General features: G+C 69.0%; 18 protein-coding genes. 8 read left to right on the top strand and 10 right to left on the bottom strand.

Annotation, left to right across the window (positions count from 1 at the left end; translation table 11 throughout):
- Positions 1-25 precede the first annotated feature (25 nt).
- Positions 26-1,840 carry a hypothetical protein gene (locus ABZ803_RS20905; protein WP_357040570.1) on the bottom strand — a complete coding sequence of 605 codons (1,815 nt, stop codon included), beginning with the start codon at positions 1,838-1,840 and terminating at the stop codon, positions 26-28.
- A complete protein-coding gene (locus tag ABZ803_RS20900; protein WP_357040567.1) occupies positions 1,837-3,126 on the bottom strand; it encodes an ABC transporter substrate-binding protein in 1,290 nt (429 codons plus the stop codon). Before ABZ803_RS20900 ends, ABZ803_RS20905 begins: the two co-directional genes overlap by 4 nt.
- Before the next feature lie 277 nt (positions 3,127-3,403).
- Here ABZ803_RS20900 and ABZ803_RS20895 point away from each other — a divergent pair, with 277 nt between their 5' ends.
- The 5 genes from ABZ803_RS20895 (at position 3,404) to ABZ803_RS20875 (ending at position 8,696) form a co-directional block, all read left to right on the top strand.
- On the top strand, positions 3,404-4,747 hold the full coding sequence (locus tag ABZ803_RS20895; protein WP_357040565.1) for a cytochrome P450: 1,344 nt from the start codon (positions 3,404-3,406) through the stop codon (positions 4,745-4,747).
- Positions 4,744-5,649 (top strand): alpha/beta hydrolase, encoded by a 906-nt coding sequence (locus ABZ803_RS20890; RefSeq protein WP_357040562.1) that lies wholly within the window; start codon positions 4,744-4,746, stop codon positions 5,647-5,649. Before ABZ803_RS20895 ends, ABZ803_RS20890 begins: the two co-directional genes overlap by 4 nt.
- Positions 5,633-6,490, top strand: coding sequence for an SDR family NAD(P)-dependent oxidoreductase (locus ABZ803_RS20885; RefSeq protein WP_357040559.1), 858 nt, complete (start codon positions 5,633-5,635; stop codon positions 6,488-6,490). The genes ABZ803_RS20890 and ABZ803_RS20885 overlap by 17 nt, the downstream gene beginning before the upstream one ends.
- Positions 6,487-7,995, top strand: a complete 1,509-nt coding sequence (locus ABZ803_RS20880; protein WP_357040556.1) for an NAD(P)/FAD-dependent oxidoreductase — start codon at positions 6,487-6,489, stop codon at positions 7,993-7,995. Before ABZ803_RS20885 ends, ABZ803_RS20880 begins: the two co-directional genes overlap by 4 nt.
- An 83-nt stretch (positions 7,996-8,078) precedes the next feature.
- A complete protein-coding gene (locus ABZ803_RS20875; protein WP_357040553.1) occupies positions 8,079-8,696 on the top strand; it encodes a TetR/AcrR family transcriptional regulator in 618 nt (205 codons plus the stop codon).
- A 257-nt stretch (positions 8,697-8,953) separates the two neighbouring features.
- Here ABZ803_RS20875 and ABZ803_RS20870 read toward each other — a convergent pair whose 3' ends face one another.
- The 8 genes from ABZ803_RS20870 to ABZ803_RS20835 all read right to left on the bottom strand — a co-directional run bounded on the left by ABZ803_RS20870 (position 8,954) and on the right by ABZ803_RS20835 (position 17,223).
- A complete protein-coding gene (locus ABZ803_RS20870) occupies positions 8,954-9,295 on the bottom strand; it encodes a 4Fe-4S dicluster domain-containing protein (RefSeq protein WP_040872387.1) in 342 nt (113 codons plus the stop codon).
- Positions 9,292-10,884: an FAD-binding protein gene (locus ABZ803_RS20865; RefSeq protein ID WP_357040549.1), complete on the bottom strand. Its 1,593-nt coding sequence runs from the start codon at positions 10,882-10,884 to the stop codon at positions 9,292-9,294. Before ABZ803_RS20865 ends, ABZ803_RS20870 begins: the two co-directional genes overlap by 4 nt.
- Complete coding sequence (locus tag ABZ803_RS20860; RefSeq protein ID WP_357040546.1) at positions 10,881-11,345, bottom strand: hypothetical protein; 465 nt, start codon at positions 11,343-11,345, stop codon at positions 10,881-10,883. The genes ABZ803_RS20865 and ABZ803_RS20860 overlap by 4 nt, the downstream gene beginning before the upstream one ends.
- 192 nt (positions 11,346-11,537) lie before the next feature.
- Positions 11,538-12,446 carry an NAD-dependent protein deacetylase gene (locus ABZ803_RS20855; RefSeq protein WP_357040543.1) on the bottom strand — a complete coding sequence of 303 codons (909 nt, stop codon included), beginning with the start codon at positions 12,444-12,446 and terminating at the stop codon, positions 11,538-11,540.
- 72 nt (positions 12,447-12,518) lie between these two features.
- The gene (gene lexA / locus ABZ803_RS20850) at positions 12,519-13,181 is read right to left on the bottom strand and encodes a transcriptional repressor LexA (protein ID WP_357040540.1); all 663 of its coding nucleotides are present in this window, start codon (positions 13,179-13,181) and stop codon (positions 12,519-12,521) included.
- Positions 13,182-13,210: 29 nt separating this feature from the next.
- Positions 13,211-14,176, bottom strand: coding sequence for a LysR family transcriptional regulator (locus ABZ803_RS20845; RefSeq protein WP_357040537.1), 966 nt, complete (start codon positions 14,174-14,176; stop codon positions 13,211-13,213).
- Positions 14,177-14,387: 211 nt separating this feature from the next.
- Positions 14,388-16,682, bottom strand: coding sequence for a molybdopterin guanine dinucleotide-containing S/N-oxide reductase (locus ABZ803_RS20840; protein ID WP_357040534.1), 2,295 nt, complete (start codon positions 16,680-16,682; stop codon positions 14,388-14,390).
- A 58-nt stretch (positions 16,683-16,740) separates the two neighbouring features.
- The gene (locus ABZ803_RS20835) at positions 16,741-17,223 is read right to left on the bottom strand and encodes a nitroreductase family deazaflavin-dependent oxidoreductase (RefSeq protein WP_357040531.1); all 483 of its coding nucleotides are present in this window, start codon (positions 17,221-17,223) and stop codon (positions 16,741-16,743) included.
- A 174-nt stretch (positions 17,224-17,397) separates the two neighbouring features.
- Between ABZ803_RS20835 and ABZ803_RS20830 the strand changes: the two genes are divergently transcribed.
- The 3 genes from ABZ803_RS20830 to ABZ803_RS20820 all read left to right on the top strand — a co-directional run bounded on the left by ABZ803_RS20830 (position 17,398) and on the right by ABZ803_RS20820 (position 19,551).
- Positions 17,398-18,231 (top strand): NAD(P)H-binding protein, encoded by an 834-nt coding sequence (locus tag ABZ803_RS20830; RefSeq protein WP_357040528.1) that lies wholly within the window; start codon positions 17,398-17,400, stop codon positions 18,229-18,231.
- A gap of 62 nt (positions 18,232-18,293) precedes the next feature.
- The gene (locus tag ABZ803_RS20825) at positions 18,294-18,989 is read left to right on the top strand and encodes an NAD(P)H-binding protein (protein WP_357040525.1); all 696 of its coding nucleotides are present in this window, start codon (positions 18,294-18,296) and stop codon (positions 18,987-18,989) included.
- A 76-nt stretch (positions 18,990-19,065) separates the two neighbouring features.
- The gene (locus tag ABZ803_RS20820; protein WP_357040522.1) at positions 19,066-19,551 is read left to right on the top strand and encodes a MarR family transcriptional regulator; all 486 of its coding nucleotides are present in this window, start codon (positions 19,066-19,068) and stop codon (positions 19,549-19,551) included.
- Positions 19,552-19,837: the final 286 nt, after the last annotated feature.

The raw sequence follows: 19,837 nt of genomic DNA, 5'->3' as shown, positions 1-19,837 counted from the left end.
TCGGTGGCGACCGGTGGGGTCCGCTTCATCGCAGCACTCCACCGGTCAGCCCGGGCACGACCCAGCGCCGCCAGGTCACCAGCAGCAGCGCCACCGGCAGCACGGCCGATACCAGCGCTCCCGCGGCCAGTTGCGCGACGTTCTCACCGAATTGCCGTGCTTCGCCCCACAGCAGCAGCGACCACGGGCTCGCTCCCGCTCCGCTGACCACGAGGCCGATGAAGAAGTCGTTCCACACCTGGACGAATTCGAGCACCGCCACCGCCCCCAGCGCGGGCCCGGAGGAGGCCAGCACGCGCTGGGCGATGGTGCCGGGACTGGCCAGGCCGTGCAGGGCGTCGGAGGCCGTGCTGCCCGGTGGGGCGAGCATCGCGCCGCGCAGCACGAGGATGGCGACCGGCAGTCCGGCGGCGGCGTGCACGAGGATCAGCGGGATCCGCGTTCCCGACAATTCGTAGGCGTCGACGAGACCGTCGAGCGGCCCGAGGTAGGTCTGCGCCGGGATCACCGCGAGCACCACCAGTGCCACGACCGCCAGCCGGGCGGCGGTGCCGTTGGGTCGCAGCGCGGCCAGCCGGTAGGCCACCGGAACGGCCGCGGTCACCACGACCACCGTCGCGATCCCCGCGACCCAGGCGGTGGTCTGCAGTGAGCGCCACAGTCCGTCGTCGCCCAATACCAGAGCGACGGCGGAGAATCCGAAGCCCTCGTGTCCGCGCACACCGGTGTAGGCGAGGACGCCGATCGGGTACAGCACCAGCAGCGAGACCAGCACGATGCCCGCCGCGCGCCCGGGGCCGATGCGCCGCCGTCCCGCCACCGAGATCGCGCGCACCGCCGACCAGCTCGCGCGGTGCCTGCGCACGTCCACTTGCAGCAGCCAGGCGACCGCGCCCACCAGCACCGCCAGCGGCAGCGTGTAGGCCGCGGCGACGCCGGGGTCGGCGTCGGCGGCCAGCCGCCACCAATGCACGGTCGCGCTGTCGACCTGGTACTCGAGCGCCCCGGGCACCCCGATCAGCACCACGTCGAACACGCGCGCGGCCGCGACCCCCACGGCCAGCCCGGCGATCAGCAGCACCGGGCGCAGCAGCTCGTACAGGCGGATCGCCAGCGGCCTGCCGTCGTCGCGGTAGAGGTACCCCGCGCGCGCCGGATCGGCTTCTATCGCATGGATTCCCGCGCGGAACAGCGCGGTGAGGAAGCCCAGCCAGGTCCACAGGAACGCCGACCCGAGCATCGCCGCCAGCCACCACCGGTAGAGCCCGACGTCCTGGATGTCCAGCCATCGGGCGCCGTTGCCGAAGATCACCCGGAACGCCACCCCGGATACGAACGCCGACACGCCGAACGGCACGATCAGCGGCAGCCACAGCCATCGCGCCGCTCGCCCCCACCAGGCGATCGCCAGCGCCACGATCAGCAACCCGATCCCGAAGGCCACCCACAGCAGCGTGCGCAGGTAGGCGCCCCGGCCGTCGGCGGTCATCGTGCCGCCCAGCAGCCACAGCCCGCCGACGGTTCCGCCGATCGCGAAGACCCACGCCGTGATTCGTCGCCGCGGCGCCTTCAGCCGTCTGCGCAGCGCCGCGGGCAGCAGCGCACTCGCCGCGACGATCGCGCACGCGAGGACCTCCACCGGGCGTGCCCGTGCGGCGATGAGGACGGTCCATCCGGCGGGCAGGGCCAACAGCGCGACCGTCAGTACCGTCGCGGGCAGTCCCGCCAGCCAACCCAGCCACCGCCGTGGTCTGCCGCCGGGAACCAGCGGTCCGCGCATGCGGCGGGTGGCCAGCTCGATGCGCAGACCGTTGATGTCGAACTGCGGCGGTGAGGTCATCGGCGCTGCTCGACGTCGTCCAGCGCGGCGATCGCGCGTTCGGTGGCGTCGGTGACCCGCGTCTGCGCACCGTCACCGATCGCGATGAGGAATTCCGTCAGCACCCGCCACAGCCCTTCGCGGCCGCCGACCGGCCCGATCCGGTCGGACAGATCGAAAGTGCTGCGGGCGGCGAGCTCCCGCGCCGAGGGCGCCAGCAGCGGAGAGTAATCCGCCTGGGTGCGCAGGTTCGGCGCGAGGAAACCGCCGTAGCGCTGGATCCACGGCAGCGGGGCGCGGTCCCCGGCCAGTTTCTCGACCAGTTCGCCCGCGCGCGGGTTCGCCTGCTGCGTCACCACGATCACGTCGCCGCCGACGATTTTGGGCCGCACCGACGCGGCGGTCACCGCCGGGAACGGCACGACCCCTACGGCGTCTTCGACCTTGCGTCCGGAGGCGCGGACCGCGCTGCGCACGATGGGTTCGGCGAAGTCGGGGGCGACGACCGCCGCGGCGCGGCGGTGCTGGAACACATCCCGCACGGCGTCGGAGAATTGCCTGGTCAGTGTGACGCCGACGCCACCGGGGAAGGCGTGGCGTTGCCCCCACAACACCCTCAGATGCCCGAACGCGGCCCGCACCGCCGGGTTGTCCCACTCGCGGCTGCGCTTGGAGGCCAATTCGTCGTAGATGCGCGGGGATTCGGCGAGCAGCACGTTCTCGAAGAAGTCGGTCAGCACCCATCCGTCGGCGGCGGCCAGCGCGAGCAGGCGGATCGGCGTCTGGGCCAGCACCTCCATCCGGTCGACCCAGTCGCCGAGCATCCAGGCGGCCGGTTCACCCAGGCCGTGGGTGGCGAACTGCTGCCGGTCGAACCACACCAGCGACTTGTCCGCGGCCTTGAACGGCACACCGTAGAACTGATCGTCGTAGCGCAGCAACTGCTGCCAGGGCTGGGCGTAGCGGGTGCCGAGTTCGTCGGCCCACACCGTCTCCTCGACAGGTCGCAGTTCGTGGCGTTCGGCGAGTTCACGCACCCGTCCCGCCTGTGGAAGCAACACCACGTCCGGCGCGGACCGGCCGCCCGCGGTGAACGCGGTGTCGGTGTTGTCGCCGAGGGGGATCACTTCGACCGCGAAGCCGAGGTCCAGTCCGGCCAGCACGGCGTGGAAGGCCGCCAGTTCCTGTCCGCTCCAGGACACCCCTACGCGCACCGCATCCGAGCTGCCCAACAGCAGGTCCGGCGCGCACGCAGCGGCCAGCGGGGCAACCATTCCCGCTTGCAGCACCGCTCTGCGCGTGCTCATCGACCCCCGATGTCATTGCGTGCCAACCGAACCCGATTATGCGACAAAGCCGCCACGCCGGTGGGCACTTCGCGATCTTCGTCCGCCGAAGAACTCCCGTGCGCGTCGGCGGTTCGGCCGCATCGACGTCCTGCTCGCGGTGCACAGCGCCGAACTGTGGGACGCGGGTTGACCGGGCCGCTCGCGGCGATCGTTTCGGTGTAAGCCTTGTCACAGCCTGGTACACGAGCGTACCGTACGACTGGTACATCGGAGTACCACGCGAGGAGGTGGGCATATGCCCGCTGTGCGACTGCCAGAAGGACCAACGACCCCACCGATCGTGCAGAGCCTGCAAATTCTGACCGGACGCACCCGCACATGGCGGCGCATGCACGAGCGCTACGGGTCGGCCTTCACCATCCAGATGCCCAGGTTCGGGCGATCGGTGGTGCTCGCCGACCCCGCCGAGATCAAAGCGCTGTTCACCGCGAGCACCGACGTCGTCGACAACGTCGACGTCAACCTCGGCGAATTCCTCGGGCCCGGATCGCTGTTCGCGCTGACCGGCACCGGACACCGCAAACAGCGCAAACTGCTCACCCCGCCCTTCCACGGCCGCCGACTCGCCGTGTACGACTCGCTGATCGAAGCCGAAGCCGTCCGCGAGATGCGGTCGTGGCCCGTCGGCCGCGAATTCGCCACGATGGACTCGATGATGCGGATCACGCTGAACGTGATCCTGCGGGCGGTCTTCGGCGCAGAGGGAGCCGAGTTCGAGCAACTACGCCAGTTGCTGCCCAAACTCGTTTTCCTCGGATCCGCCCTCGCCGCGTTCCCGGTGCCCAAGGGGGCACTGGGCAGATTCGGCCCGTGGTCGCGGTTCGCGGCCTACCGCCGCCGCTACGACGAAATCGTCGACCTGCTCATCGACCGCGCGCTGCGCGACGGAATCGACGACCGCGACGACGTGCTGGCGATGATGCTGCAAGCGCGCTACGACGACGGCTCCGCCATGTCACGCAGCGAGATCGCCGACGAATTGCTGACCCTGCTCACCGCTGGGCACGAGACGACGGCGACGACACTGTCGTGGACCATCGAGCGGCTGCGCAGGCACCCGGAGGTCCTGCGCCGCTTGGTCGCCGAAGCCGATGCCGGCGGCACGCAACTGCGCGAGGCGACACTGCTCGAGGTACAGCGCGTGCGCCCGGTCATCGACGCCACCATTCGCCAGGTACGGGCCGAGACGTTGCCGCTGGGCCGGTGGACGTTGCCGAAAGGGCAGAAGGTCCTGGTCAGCATCCGGCTGATGCACGACAACGAGCAACTGTTCCCGAATGCCCGCGCCTTCGACCCCGATCGTTTCCTCGGCGTGCGGCCCGGCACATTCAGCTGGATCCCGTTCGGCGGCGGCAGCCGCCGCTGCATCGGCGCCGCCTTCGCCATGATGGAGATGAACGTCGTGCTGCGCACCCTGCTGCGGGATTTCACGCTGGAGCCGACCGACGCCCGCGACGAACGCCCGCACTTCCGCGGCGTCGCCCTCGCCCCGGCCAAGAAAGGCCGCGCCGTGGTACACCGCCGCACCCCGCGACCCGATGTCCCGGCGCTCGACCACGCCGCCGGGGCGACGGCATGAGCGAGCGACTCGCCGACGTCGGCGGCGGCGTCACCCTGGCCTACGAGCAGTACGGCACGGGCGGGATCCCGCTTGTGCTGGTCGCCGGGCTCGGCCAGCAATTCCACGACTGGCCCGACGGGTTGTGCGAGCTCCTGGTCGCGCGCGGCTACCACGTCATCCGTTTCGACAACCGCGACGCGGGCCGCTCCACGCACGGCGACTTCCCGCCACCGGGCCCGGTCGATCTGCTGGCCCGGCGCTGGCACCGCGATCAATACACGCTGGCCGATCTGGCCACCGACACCGTGGGCCTGCTCGACGCGCTCGAACTGCCCCGAGCGCATCTGGTCGGCATGTCGATGGGCGGCATGATCGCCCAGACCGTCGCCGCCCGCCATCACGCCCGGGTCGGTTCCCTGACCTCGATCATGTCCACCACCGGCGCCGCGCGCGTCGGGCGCCCGGCGTGGTCGACCTGGCGATTGATGCTCGGCAGGCCCGCCAGCACCCGCGACGAGCACATCGACCGGGCCGTGCGCATGTACCGGCACATCCGGTCGGCCGCCTACCCGTTCGACGAGTCCGCGGTGCGCGCGACGGCGGCCAGGACCTGGGACCGCGATCCCGCCCCCGCCGCGGGCGTCGGCCGTCAACTGGCGGGCATCCTGAAATCCGGCGACCGGACCGGTGAACTGCGCGCGGTCACCGCCCCGACACTGGTCGTGCACGGCGACCGCGACCTGATGGTCGCACCGACCGGCGCCACCGCGACCGCCCGCGCGATCTCCGGCGCTCGCCTGCGCACCCTGGCAGGAATGGGCCACGACCTGCCCGCCGCGGTGTGGCCGACTCTCGCCGACCTCATCCACGAACACATCCGCACCTCCGAAACCAGGAGCATCGATGCCCCGCACCCGTAGGCCACTGTCGGGCCGCCCGGTGATGATCACCGGCGCGGCCTCCGGCATCGGCCGCAGCCTCGCCCGATCGCTGTCGGCCACAGGCTCTCCCGTAGCGATGGCCGATATCGACCGAGCGGGGCTGAAGGAAACCGCCGCCGCGCTCACCGGCCCGGTACTGACCCGGGTCCTGGACGTGCGCGACGCCGCCGACCAACTCGCCTTCGCCGACGAAGTCCGCGACTGGCTGACCGCACCGCTGGCCGCGGTGTTCAACAACGCCGGTGTCGCGGTCTCCTCCTCGGTGCTCGACGCCGTCCCCGAGGACGACGAATGGCTGCGGCGGATCAACTTCGACGGAGTCGTCAACGGCACGCGCGCCTTCCTGCCCATCCTCGTCGAGCAGGATCACGGCGTCATCGTCAACACCTCGAGCGTGTTCGGGCTGCTCGGCATGCCCAACCAAAGCGCATACTGCGCGGCGAAATTCGCGGTGCGCGGGTTCACCGACGGCCTGCGCCAGGAACTGCGCGGCACCGGCGTGTCCGCGGTGAACGTCCACCCCGGCGGCATCAGCACCAACATCGCGCGCAACGCCCGGGTCCGCAAGGACCCCGAGGGCCGAGGCCGCACGCACGAGCAGATGGCGGCGGAATTCGAGGCGCTGACCCTCACCACGCCGGAGAAAGCGGCCGAAATCATCCGCCGCGGCGTCGAACACGGCAAATCCCGCATCCTCGTCGGACCCGACGCCTATCTGTTCGACCTCTTGGCGCGGGTGACACCCACCCACTACTACGATGCGGTCGCGTTGCTCGAGCGCCGCCTGCGCACCCGCGACACCACCGGAGCACCGGCATGAGCGAACACCTCGACGTCCTGATCGTCGGCGCGGGCCTGTCCGGCATCGGCGCGGCCCACCACCTGCAGGCGGCGTTCCCCGCCCGCCGCTACGCGATCCTCGAGGCACGCGACGACCTCGGCGGAACCTGGGATCTGTTCCGCTACCCCGGCGTGCGCTCGGACTCCGACATGCACACCCTCGGATACCGGTTCCGCCCGTGGACGCAAGCCGAGGCCATCGCCGACGGTCCCGCCATCCTGCGCTACATCCGCGACGCCGCCACCGACGCCGGCATCGACCGATTCATCCGCTACGGGCATCGGGTGACCGAAGCGTCCTGGTCCAGCGCCGAGTCCCGCTGGACCGTGCTGGCCGAACACGACGGCGCCACAAGCGAGATCACCTGCGATTTCCTGCTCGTATGCAGTGGTTACTACCGTTACGACGAGGGCTACACACCGCAGTTCACCGGCGTCGAGGAATTCGGCGGCCGACTGGTGCATCCGCAGCACTGGCCCGAGGACCTGGATTGCGCGGGCAAGCGGGTGGTCGTCATCGGCAGCGGCGCCACCGCCGTGACCCTGGTCCCGGCCCTGGCCCGGACCGCGGCACAGGTGACGATGCTGCAACGCTCGCCGACCTACATCCTGCCCGTCCCCGCCCGCGACACCGTCGCCGACCGGCTGCGGCGACTGCTGGGCCCGCGGCGCGCATACCCGGTCGTCCGCTGGAAGAACGTGCTGATCAGCACCCTGATCTACCAGTTCAGCAGGCGGCGGCCCCAGCAGATGCGTAAGTTCATCCGCGATCTGACCATCAAGCAACTGCCCGACGGTTACGACGTCGACACCCACTTCAAACCGTCCTACCAGCCGTGGGACCAGCGGCTGTGCCTGGTGCCGGACGGGGATCTGTTCCGCGCGATCCGCGACGGCCGCGCCACGGTGGTCACCGATCGCATCGACACGTTCACCGCGACCGGACTGCGCCTGGCCTCCGGGCGCGAACTCGACGCCGACGTGGTGGTGACCGCGACCGGCCTGCGACTGCTCGCACTCGGCGGCATCCGGCTCGCGGTGGACGGACACGAGGTCGCGCTGCCACAGACCATGGCCTACAAGGGGATGATGCTCAGCGGAGTGCCGAACTTCGCCTTCACCATCGGCTACACCAACGCGTCCTGGACACTGAAAGCCGATCTGGTCAGCGAGTTCGTCTGCCGGTTGCTGCGCCACATGGACGAGGGAGGCTACCGGCAGACCACCCCGTGGCCGGACCCCGCCGTGGCCCCCGAGCCACTGCTGGACTTCCCGGCCGGCTACGTGCTGCGCGACATCGACCGCTTCCCCACGGCGGGCTCCCGGGCCCCGTGGCGGCTGGGGATGAGCTACGGCCACGATGTGCTCACCCTGCGCTACGGCCGCATCGACGACGGCACCATCCGCTTCACCGGCGCGGACGCACCGGCCGACGATGCCCATGCCGGGGCCCAGGGGCGCGATTCCGGGCAGGTGACGGCCTGACCACGCGCCGGTGCGCGACACCCGCCCGCCGTGCGGCTCGGGCCGGGCGCGGTGACCCGAGCGGAGAAACTAACCTGATTCTCGTGACCCGCGCCGAGCCCGTACCCCGCACCTCCGCCGACGACGGCTCGGATTCCGGGTTTCGCCGCCGCCTGCTCGACGCCATGGCCGTCGCCGTGCGCGAACGCGGATACCAGGACTGCACCGTCGCCGACGTGGTCCGCCACGCCCGCACCTCGCGCCGCACCTTCTACGAGCACTTCACCAGCAAACAGGACTGTTTCATCACCCTGCTGACCGAGCGCAACAAGGAGACGATCCAGCAGATCGAGGCCGCGGTCGACCCGCACATGCCGTGGCGCACGCAGGTGCGCCACGGCATCGAGGCGTGGATACGCACCGCACAGGACGATCCCTCCATCACCCTCAGCTGGATCCGCGTCGTCCCCGCCCTCGGCGAGGATGCCCGTCACCTGCAACGCGAGGTCGGCGAAACGTTCATCGCCCTGATCCAGAAACTCACCGACACACCGGAATTCGCGGCCGCCGGACTGCGGCCGCCGTCCCGCCAGGTGGCGACCATCCTGTTCGGCGGCTTCCGGGAACTCATCGCCACCACCGTGGAAGACGGCGGCGACATCGGCGGCATGGTCGAGGTGGCGGTCGAATCCGCGATCGCGCTGATCGGACCGCACACCTAACGCTCGGCCACGGTCACCGCTTCACCGGGCGTCGTCGACGAATGCTCCGCCGGTCGACACCGGCACCACCGCGCTGCAGTCGAGTTCGGTGGCCACCGCATCTCCCGAATCTTCCTCTGCTCCACCAGAAACTGTCAGCCCGCGTAGTCGGCCACGCATCCGGCGGTGACGGCCGGCAACAGCGCCGACACCAGAGCGGGCACGATCAGCCTGAATACGCGCATAATTCGCATTTGTCGTTCAGAGCCATTCGTCGTTCAGAGTTCGGACAGCCGCGGCGGCGGAGCGCCGTGCGGCAGACGCGGCCCCACCGCGACGAGACTGCCGGGTGTGCGGCCGCGACCCCACCCCAGCTCCTTGCGGTAGCGGCCGATGTGGTCCTCGCCGACCGCGCCGGGATCGGCCAGCGGAGTCGCCTCCGGGTCGACGTACAGCGCGTCCGTGGGGCAGTACGCCTCGCACATGAAGCAGGTCTGGCAATCGGATTGCCGCGCGATGACCGGGATTCCGCCGTCGGTGCGATCGAAGACATTCGTGGGGCACACGTCCACGCATTTGTCACAGGCGATGCAGTCACCCGCGCGCAGGATCTCGATCATGCCGCCACCGCCGAGGCGCCGCTCGCCGCGGCCGTCGCCGTCCACACCTCGTCCAAACCGCCGGACAGGATGTGATGGTGCTGCCGCGGATCCAGATCCGGGTGATCGGCGCGTTTGCTCATCCCGCGCGTCTCCGTGCGCGCCAGCGTCGACCGATACATCAACCGTCCCACAGCGGTGATCGCGGCGGCCTGCCGCGCCCGCACTCGCTCGTCTCCGGTCCCGCCGCCCAGACCGCGCGCGGCGTGCTCCCACACACCGTCCAGCTCCGCGAGCGCGGGCCGGATCCGGTCACCATGGCGCAGGTAATTCTTCTCGAACGGGATCAGCTCCCGCTGCGCGGCCTCGACCACGTCCGCGGCCCGTACCGACCCACCGTGCTCCGGCCGCAACCCGGTGCGCCCGACGCCACGCAGATCGGCACTGCGAGGGCCGCCCGATCGCAACGCGAACGTCGCCGCTCCGCGCCCTGCCCAACTGCCCGACGACATCGCCCACGCCGAGTTGTGGCTGCCGCCACCGGTGAATCCGCCGCAGATCCGTTCCCTGGTCGCCGCGTCACCCGCCGCGTACAGGCCCGGCACCGTGGTGGCGCAGTCGTCGTCGACGACATCGATGCCACCGGTGCCGCGTACCGTGCCCTCGGCGAGCAGGTCCACCTCGAACCGGTCGGTGAACGGGTCGATGCCGCGCCGATCGAACTGCAGGAAGAAATTCGGCTGCCCCAGCCGCATCTGCGCCTGAACCGTCGCATCGGCACGATCGAGCTGGGCGAACACCTTCTCCCGCAGCAGGGTCCGCGCGATCACCGAACGGCCCTTGGTCGAGCCCGCGCCCTCGAGTACCCGCCCGTCCTCGTGGAAGAAGGTCGCATACCCGTAGTAGGCGGTCTTGGTGATCGTCGAACCCTTCGGCACGATCGCGTACGCGTTGGAAAATTCCATGCCCGAGAAGCGGGCACCCACCTCGGCCGCCATCAGCGCGCCGTCACCGGTGTCGACGTTGGTGCCCAACGCCCGGGACAGGAACGCGCAGCCCCCGCTCGCGAGCACCACCGCACCGGCGACCACGCGATAGTCCCGATCGGCCTGGCGCTGGTAGCCCGCCGCGCCGCGCACCACACCCTCGGCGTCGACCAGCAATTCCAGCGCCGGCGAGTGGTCGAGGATGCGCACCCCGATCCGTTTCACCCACGCCCGCATCCGGCGCATGTACTCCGGGCCCTGCACGCCGGTACGGATCTGCGCCCCGGTACCGGGATCCACGGGGAACGGGTACCGACCCTCCACCGCGAGCCGATCCATGTTCGCGTAGGTCTGATCGAGCACCCGGTCCATCCAGTAGTGATCGGCCAGATGCCCGCCCAGCGCCTCCCGGCCGGCTTTCGCGTTCGCCCGCGCGGTCGCCTCCGGCGCCACGTACCACACGCCGGTGCCGGCGGGGGCGGTAGCGCCGCTGGTCCCGCAGTAACCCTTGTCCACCAACGTCACCTCCGCGCCCGCTTCCCTGGCGTGGATCGCGGCCCAGCAGGCCGCGGGCCCACCGCCGATCACCAAGACGTCCGTGCTGATCTGCAACGGTTCACTCATGCGTCTGCTCCTATCGGTGCCTCGGGATTCACGCCGAGTGCGAGCAGCAACCGGCGCCTGAGTGCGGAGAATGCGGGGTCGACCACCGAACGCGAGCGGGCGACGGTGATATCGAAGGTTGACCAGATCCTCGGCGATCCGGAACAGTCCGGCCGCCACACCAGGCCGATGCCGATCGCCGGCCCGATCGCCACCCGGCGACCGGAAGCGGCCCGACGCTGCCACAACTCACCCGACCGGATCAGCTCCCACCCCGACTCGAGCACCTCGGTCGGCGCCGAAACGACCTTGCCGAGCCACGATCGCGCGCCCAACTGCCAGATGCCCACCGCCAGAATCAATCCGGAGGACGCCCGGACCAGGCCCAGCAGCCTGCGGGTGAACGGAGCCGGGCTTTCGCCGGTCGCCTCAACCGGGGAAGAAGGTGGCACCGATGTGGTCGGATCCAACTGCAATGTCATCGGACACGGTCCTCACACGAGAAGTACTGTCCGGAACAGTAAGGGCCGCCGCCGGTTCACAGAATGGTTGCGATCAGCGCGATCCTGAACCCGCGCCCGGCGCGGCCACCGCGCTCAGCAGGAAAGACGCGTGTTCGCCTCAGCGCTCGGATGCTCCGACCCGGATTTGCCCGGGACGAGCGGACCGTCGAGTCATCGCTGGACGGATTCGTCCAGCCCGGCCGACTGGTGCGCAGCCATCACTCGAACACCCGTTTCGCTCAGGCACTCGGCCAGGGCGGGAAGCACGGTCGAGCACCCGTCATCCAACGTGAGCGCCGCCAACTCGTCACCGCGCGTGCGGCCCCGATTCACGATGACGACGGGACAACCCCGCCGCGCGGCGTAGCGCACGAAACGCAGCCCGGACATCACCGTCAGCGACGACCCGGCCACCAGCACCGCGTCCGCGGCGTCGACCAGCTCATACGCCGCGGCCACCCGCTCCTTGGGCACGTTCTCCCCGAAATAGACGATATCGGGCTTCAGCATGCCGCCACAGCGCGCGCAATCCACCATCCGGAAGCTTCCCGTGTCGCCGACCACCGCGTCCGCGTCGGGGGCGACCTCGAGCCCATCGGTGGTCGCGGCCTCCGCGAAGCCCGGATTGGCCGCCTCCAGCCGGTCGGCCAGCGACATCCGCGAGACCAGGGACGCGCAGCTCAGGCAACGCACCCGCGCGTAGGTGCCGTGCAGATCGATCACCCGCCGATGCCCCGCCTTCGTGTGCAGCAGATCCACGTTCTGCGTGATCAACCCGGTGACCACGCCCATGCGCTCCAGCCGTGCCAGCGCGCGATGCCCGGGATTGGGGCGCGACCCGTCCATGCGCCGCCAGCCGACGTGATTGCGCGCCCAGTACCGCTGCCGGAATACCGGATCACCGACGAACTGCTGGTAGGTCATCGGGTTGCGCGGCGGCGAGGACGGACCACGATAGTCCGGGATCCCGCTGTCGGTCGAGATCCCGGCGCCGGTCAACGCGACGACCCGGCGCCCGTCGAGCAACCGCACCAGCTGCTCGAACCCGGCGCCCAGAGACGTGCGCGCAAACTCCGACATGCCGTTCAGGGTACGGCGACCGCCACCGCAACGGCCGAACGGCCGCCCCGCGCGGGGAAGAGTCGGTCGAGGTCAGACGCGCCGCATCACCGAAACGACCTTGCCGAGCACCACCGCTTCGTCGCCATCGATCACCTCGTAGGCGGGGTTGCGTGGCTCCAGGTACACATGACCGTTGCGCCGCCGGTACACCTTCACCGTCGCCTCTCCATCGATCATCGCCGCCACGATCTCGCCGGAATGCGCCTCGTGCTGCTTGCGCACCACCACGAGGTCGCCATCGCAGATGGCCGCATCGACCATCGAATCGCCGCGCACCCGCAGCCCGAACACCGTGCCGCGCCCCACCAATTCACGCGGCAACGTCATCGTGTCCTCGCCGTGCTCCTCTGCCAGGATCGGAGCGCCCGCCGCGATGTCACCGACCACCGGTACCGCCACCGAATCCTCCGCGACCTCCCGCCGCGCGGGCGCGTGCAGAAACATCCGCACGTCGATCGGACGCGACACCGTCCGGCTGCGGCGCAGGAAACCACGCTCCTCCAGGCTCTTCAGGTGCTTCGACACCGATGACGCCGACCGCAGACCCACCGCGTCACCGATCTCACGCGTGTTCGGCGGATACCCGTGCCGGACAACCCAGTCCCGAATCGTGGCGAGAATGCGCTGCTGCCGCGGCGGTAGCGTCGAGGTGTCGAGATGCTCGAAGGCGTCGAGCGGGTCGTATCCGGTCACCCGGGGAATGGTAGAGGCACCAGCGGACACTACCGCCGGGCCACCACACCGGGCACGCCGAACAGCGCCCGATCGGAATCGGGAACCCAGCAGGCGGCGGCGGTATCCCGGTTGTAGTTGTCCGCGACGTGCTCGGCCAAATGGCGCAGCCCCGGATGCCGGTTGCCCGCCGACCACAACAACGCCAGCGGATAGGCGGGGGTCGGATCGACGATCATCAGGCGCCGCACGTTCGGATGCCACGGCGTCCGGCCCCCGTCGCCGCTGAACGTCGTCAACGACGACGAGTCCGCGATACGTTCGACGATCCCGGCCATACCCACCAGCGGACCCCTGGTGTCGACCGGAATCCCGCTGAACGCGCTGAGATCTCGATAGAAGTCGGCCCACTCCGAAGGCACGGCCGCACCGGGCACCCACACCGGCTGCCCGGCGAGTTCCCGCAACGCGATCGTCGACCGGCCCGCGAACGGATGATCCTTACCCACCAGCAGATACAACGGCTCCAAATACGCGGGAGCGGCCACGATATCGTCGGACAGAGCCACCGGGCCGCCGTACGCGCGCGCGAGAGCCGCGTCGACGATGCCACCGCGCAACGCTTCCCGCGAGGTCGTGATCATATTCGAGATGACGATCTCGGTGTCGCGGTGCGGATGACGCGCGAGATAGAACTCCATCAAATCGGTCGCGGCCACCCGGGTCCCCAGCACCGCGACCCGCAGCGGCCGCACTACCTCGCGCACCGCCCGCACCGCGGCCTCGGAGCCTGCGAGCAAGGAACGCGCGTACGGCAGCAACCGAGTACCGGCCGCCGTCGGCACACTGCCGCCCCGCCCTCGGTCGAACAGCTCCGTTCCCAGCTGCGACTCGAGCTTCGCGATGCGCTTGGACACCGCCTGCTGGCTGATCCCCAGCACCGCGGCCGCGTGACCGAACTGCTGCTCCTCCACCACCACGACGAACGCGCGCACCGCCGCTAGATCCAGCTCCACCCAACACCTCCAGCGACAACCTTACGTTGTCACCCATGCCGTATCCCAAATCCGACATCGCTCGTCATCACTGCTCACATGGACGCGTAACCCCGATCGACCGACAGAGCCTACAACCATTCGGTGTTCATCCGATCGTTCTCGCAGCACGACGCAATCGGCACGGTCCGCTTCGAAGCCGAGCGGCTCGCCCTGCCCGCCATCGGCGACCTCAAAGCGCTCCCGGAACCACCGTTGGCGGCGGCCGCATCACCTCCACCTCCGTGATCGGGCCCGTATAACGCCCCACCTCCACCAGCGTGAGCTGCCCGGCGCACCCCTGGCTGAGCGTCGAAGAGGGACGATCGGCGATGAGCACGTTCGGATTACCGTGGCGGCAGAACGTCGGGTCCGCCGGGTCGGGGTCGTACCACGCTCCGGTGGACAACTGCGCGACACCGGCCCGCACCCCGTCATCGACCACCAGACCGGCCAGGCAACCGCCCCGCTCGTTGAACACCCGCACGATCTCACCGGCACGCAGACCACGCGCGTCGGCGTCCGAAGGGTGCATCCGGATCGGTTCCCGCCCGGAGATCTTCACTGACCGGCTGTAGGCCCCCACGTCGAGCTGGCTGTGCAGCTTGGTCCGCGGCTGATTCGCCACCAACTGCAAGGGGAACCGCGCCGCCGCCGCACCACCGAGCCACTCCTCCGGCTCCAACCACACCGGATGCCCCGGGCAATCCGCGTACCCGAAGCCATCGATGATCGCGGAGAAGATCTCGATCTTCCCGCTGGGCGTGCTCAGCGGGTGCCGATCCGGGTCGGCACGAAAGTCCGCGGCCAACACCTGATTCGGGTCCGGAACCGGAAGCTCGAGCACCTCACCGGTCCAGAACGCGTCGAAATCCGGCAGCTCGTGCCCCGCGCGCGACTGCTCGACACGCCATTGCTCATACAGATGCCGCAGCCACTCGACCGCCGAACGCCCCTCGGTGAAGTCCTTCCCGACATTGAGCCGATCGGCCGTCTCGGCGAAGATCGAATAGTCGTCGCGCGCCTGCCCATACGGGCGAGTCAGCGCCTTCATCGGGAAGAACGAACGGTCGCCTTCCCCCACGCCGTAGTCGTCGCGCTCGATCGACATCGTCGCCGGGAGCACGATATCGGCGTGCCGCGCGGTCGCCGTCCAGAACGCGTCGTGCACAACCACCGTATCCGGACGACCGAACGCCGTACGCAGCCGAGCCAGGTCCTGATGGTGATGGAACGGATTGCCGCCACACCAGTACACCAACCGCACTTCCGGATACACCAGCTCCCGGCCGTTGTAGCGGAAGGGCGCGCCCGGCTCGAGCAGCATGTCCGCGATCCGCGCGACCGGAATGAAGGCGTCCACGCCATTGCGCCCCTGCGGAAGTCGCGGCGCAGGCACGCGCGCAGGCTCACCGACACCGGCGGCCGAGCCGTACCCGTGCCCGAACCCGCCTCCGGGAAGCCCGATCTGCCCCAGCATCGCCGAGAGCGCCACACCCGCCCACAGCGGCTGCTCACCATGGCGCGCCCGCTGCAACGACCAACTCACCGTCACCAGGGTTCGCGCGGCAGCCATTTCGCGAGCCAGCGTCCGGATACGGTCGGCAGGCACACCGGTGATGCCCGCGGCCCACTCCGGATCCTTGACCACTCCGTCCACCGACCCGCGCAGGTACTCCGCGAAACGGTCGAAGCCCACCGTGTATTCCCGCAGGAACTGCTCGTCCGCCAAACCTTCCGCGTCCAGCACCTGGGCGAGCGCCAGCATCATCGCCACGTCGGTACCCGGCCGCGGCGCGATCCACTCCGCTTCGCTCTCCCGCGGGGTGTCGTCGCGCAGCGGACCGATCGACACGAAACGGCAACCCCGCGCCCGCGCCGCCGCGATCCAGCCGCGCGTGTTGTGGCGCGAGACCCCGCCCGGCGACACGGCCGCGTTCTTCGGCGACAAACCACCGAAAGCCACCACGAGCTCGGAATGTTCGGCCAAGACCGACTTCGCCGTCGCCTGTTGCGTCACCCAGCCGATATCACCGATGACATACGGCAGGAACACCGTCGAGGTACCCAGGCTGTAGCTGTTCACATGCCGGACGTAGCCGCCGAGACAGTTCAAGAAGCGGTGCAATTGACTCTGCGCGTGATGGAATCGCCCGGCGCTGGCCCAGCCGTACGAGCCGCCGTACACCGCCTGCGCTCCATGCTCCTGATACACCCGGCCGAGCTCGCCCGCCAGCAGGTCCAACGCGCGCTCCCACGACACCGGGACGAAAGACTCCGAGCCCCGCGCACCCGGGCCCGGGCCGTTCTCCAACCAGCCCCGGCGAACATACGGCCGATCGATACGCGTCGGATGATGCTGCGCCGAAGCGACATTGCCGATCAGCGGCACCGGCTCCGGGTCACCATGCCACGGCCGGACCGCTGTGAGCCGTTCGCCGTCGCTGTCCGCCTCGAACGCGCCCCAGTGGGTCAGATGCGTGGTCACCGTCCCACCGTAACCGGCTACCCGAAAACCTGGCCGCCACTCGTTTCCGATGCCATAGTCAGTCGGACACGCGGCGTAGCTCGAACATCCGGAACACCCGGCCGCCGGACAGTTCGTACTCCATGGCGTAGCCGGGCCAGAACTCGACAGCCAGATCCCAGACGCGTTTGCGCTCCACGCCGGTGATCTCGCGCACCGTGGCCGGGAACTGCTCGCCCTTGTGCCGGACCGAGGCGGTTTGCGCCGCACGCAGATTCGCCGACCAGGCCGGATGCTTCGGACCGCCCCAATTCGAACCGAGGACGATGAAGTCCGCACCGTGCGGCACGTAGAGCAACGATGTGGTGCGCGGGATTCCCGTCTTCCGCCCCGGCACGGTGACCTCGACGGACGGCAACCCCGCCAGATCCAGGACGCCTTTCCGGCCGCCGCTCGCCCGCCGGATCACGCGTTCGACCCGCAGCACGACCGGCGCCGACCGCATGACCCAGCGCCGCTGGGCCAGCCGTCGAGCCAAGGCCGGCACCGGATTCGAGACCATATCGGGACACCTTTCCGTAGCGAAGTCGCGACTTGGCAGGCGCTCTAGATCTAACACCTCGCACCGAGGTCCGTGCACGATCGGGTTCAGTCATAAATTACGAAACTCATATTGATCGGCACGGCGCAGCATGTAGTATCTAATTCATACGATATGCGTTAGATAGGAGTTGTGATGTACCTGATCACCGGCGCCACCGGCACCATCGGCCGCCCCCTCGTCAGCGCTCTGCTATCCGCCGGAACGAGAGTCCGCGCTGTCTCTCGACAGGCCGTTGCCGGCTTTCCCGAAGATGTGGAAGTCGTGGCGTTCGACGAGGTGAACGATGCCCTGCAAGGGGTCGACGCCCTGTTCGTCCACCCGCGGGCAAGCAAGGATCATGTCGGCGAACTGGTCCGGCTCGCCGCGACACGCGGTGTCGGCCGGGTGGTCGTCATGTCCGCCTGCAACGCCGACGACGAACCCGCCCATCAGCCATCCCGATTCAATGGTGACCGCAACACGGAGGTCGAGCGGGCGGTCGTCGCGAGCGGACTGCCGTGGGTGAGCGTGCGACCGAGTTCGTTCGCCATGAACACTTCGGCGATGTGGCGAAAGCAAGTGGCCGCTGGTGACACCGTCTTCGGCCCGTTCGCGTCTTTCGCCGAGGCGGTCATCCACGAACAGGACGTCGCGGACGTCATCGCCCGGGCCATGTGGGACGACAGCCTCCTCGGCCGCCGCATAACCATCACCGGTCCCGAGGCCGTGACCCTGGAGCGGATGGTCGCCGTCATCGGCGACGCGATCGGGAGACCCCTTCGCTTTCAACAGGTTCCGGTCGAAGCAGCCACGCGGGCAATGATCGGGCAAGGCCTCGACGAGCGCTTCGCGCTCGCGCTCATGGACCGCTACGCCCGTGAACTCGACCGAACGCCCACCATCACTCACGAGGTGGACGCGATTCTCGGCCGTCCGGCACGCTCGTTCGCGACATGGGCCGCCGATCACCGGGCGGAATGGTCGTGACGCCCCCTTCCCCGCTTCCGGTGCCGCTTTCCGCGGCCCGCACCAACCCAGAAGGAACATCCATGCGTCTCATCGTCTTCGGGGCGAACGGTCCCACCGGCCGCTTGCTGACCACTCAGGCTCTCGCGGCCGGCCATGACGTCGTCGCCGTCACTCGCAAGCCACGCGATTTCCCGCTCGAACACGACCGGCTCACGACGTTCGAAGGCGACGTCCATGCGGCCGACTCCGTCGACAGCGCGATCGCGGGCGGCGACGCGGTGCTGTCGACACTCGGTGTGCCCTACAGCAAGCAACCGATCACGACGTATTCGGCCGGGATCGCCAATATCGTCGCCGCCATGCGCAAGCACGCGGTACGCCGTATCGCGGTCGTCTCGTCCAGTGCCGTGGACCCCAAACCATATGCGGACGCAGGCTTTCTGTTCAATCGCGTCTTGCAGCCCTACCTCACGCAGGTCATGGGCAAAACGCTCTACGACGATATGCGTGCGATGGAATCCCTGCTCACCGAAACCGAACTCGACTGGACGGTCGTGCGCCCGAGCGGCCTGTACACCTCCGCGCTCGTCACCGATTACACCGTCGCGGAAGGCCACACCGAGGGCCGGTTCACCTCCCGAGCGGACCTGGCCGCCTGCCTGCTCCGGCTCGTCGACGACGACCGCTATGTCCAGAAGATCGTCAGCGTCGTCACCACCTCGAATAATCCCAGCCTGCTGCGACTGATTCGCACCGAGGCGCTCGGCAAGCACTGAGCGCGCGGCGGGGCCTCTTCCAGTTGGCGGTGCGTATAATACGGAATCCATACAAAGAATCGTGAAGGTGATTTGGATGAGTTCCGTAGCCGATCCGGCAGCGACCCGGCGACACCGGCGGTTGGTCACGTCCGTCAAAGAGGCGCTACGGGATCTGAACACCCAGCTGTCCGTGCTCAACCGCCGCTTCGGCAACAAGGTGGAACTGAAGGACGTCGACTGGACCTGCCTGGATCTGATCAACCGACACGGGCCGCTGACGCCGACGGCGTTGGCGGCACGCGCCGGTCTGCACCCGGCGACGTTGACCGGCATTCTGGACCGCCTCCAGCGTGGCGGATGGGTGATCCGCGAGCGTGATCCCGAGGGCGCTGACCGACGCGCCGTCACCGTGCGTGCACTGCACGACCGAAACCCAGAGCTCTACCGAATATTCAGTGGAATGAACGGCCGGATGGACGCCATCTGCGAGGGCTACACCGATGCCGAACTCGAGCTGATCGCGGAATTCCTCCGCCGTAGCGCAGCCGCAGGCCACGACTCGGCCGACGAGCTCGCCTGACCGGAATCCCCGGCCTCACCAAGGACCCCTCCTCTCTTTGCTGGTTTTTTGATGTGGGCTGGACGTTGAATCCTTGGATTAGATACATAGTTAGATGCGTATATCTACGTATCCATATTTTTTAGAGCCGCAAGAGGCTGCGCGCCCACCCACTACGTAGCCGTCCGAGCAACGCAGCGAGTCCGTCTCGCCTGGACCCCCCTCCCATCTTCCTGAAAACGGACAAGCGACCAGTTACCCTGTCCCCCGTGGCCCCCTACCCCCCGCGCCGGAGGTCCACGAGCGC

This window comes from Nocardia sp. NPDC047648 (genome assembly GCF_040642815.1).
Classification (GTDB): domain Bacteria; phylum Actinomycetota; class Actinomycetes; order Mycobacteriales; family Mycobacteriaceae; genus Nocardia; species Nocardia gamkensis.
The sequence above is the reverse complement of the archived record's forward strand: the minus strand, read 5'-3'. Positions and strand labels throughout refer to the sequence as shown.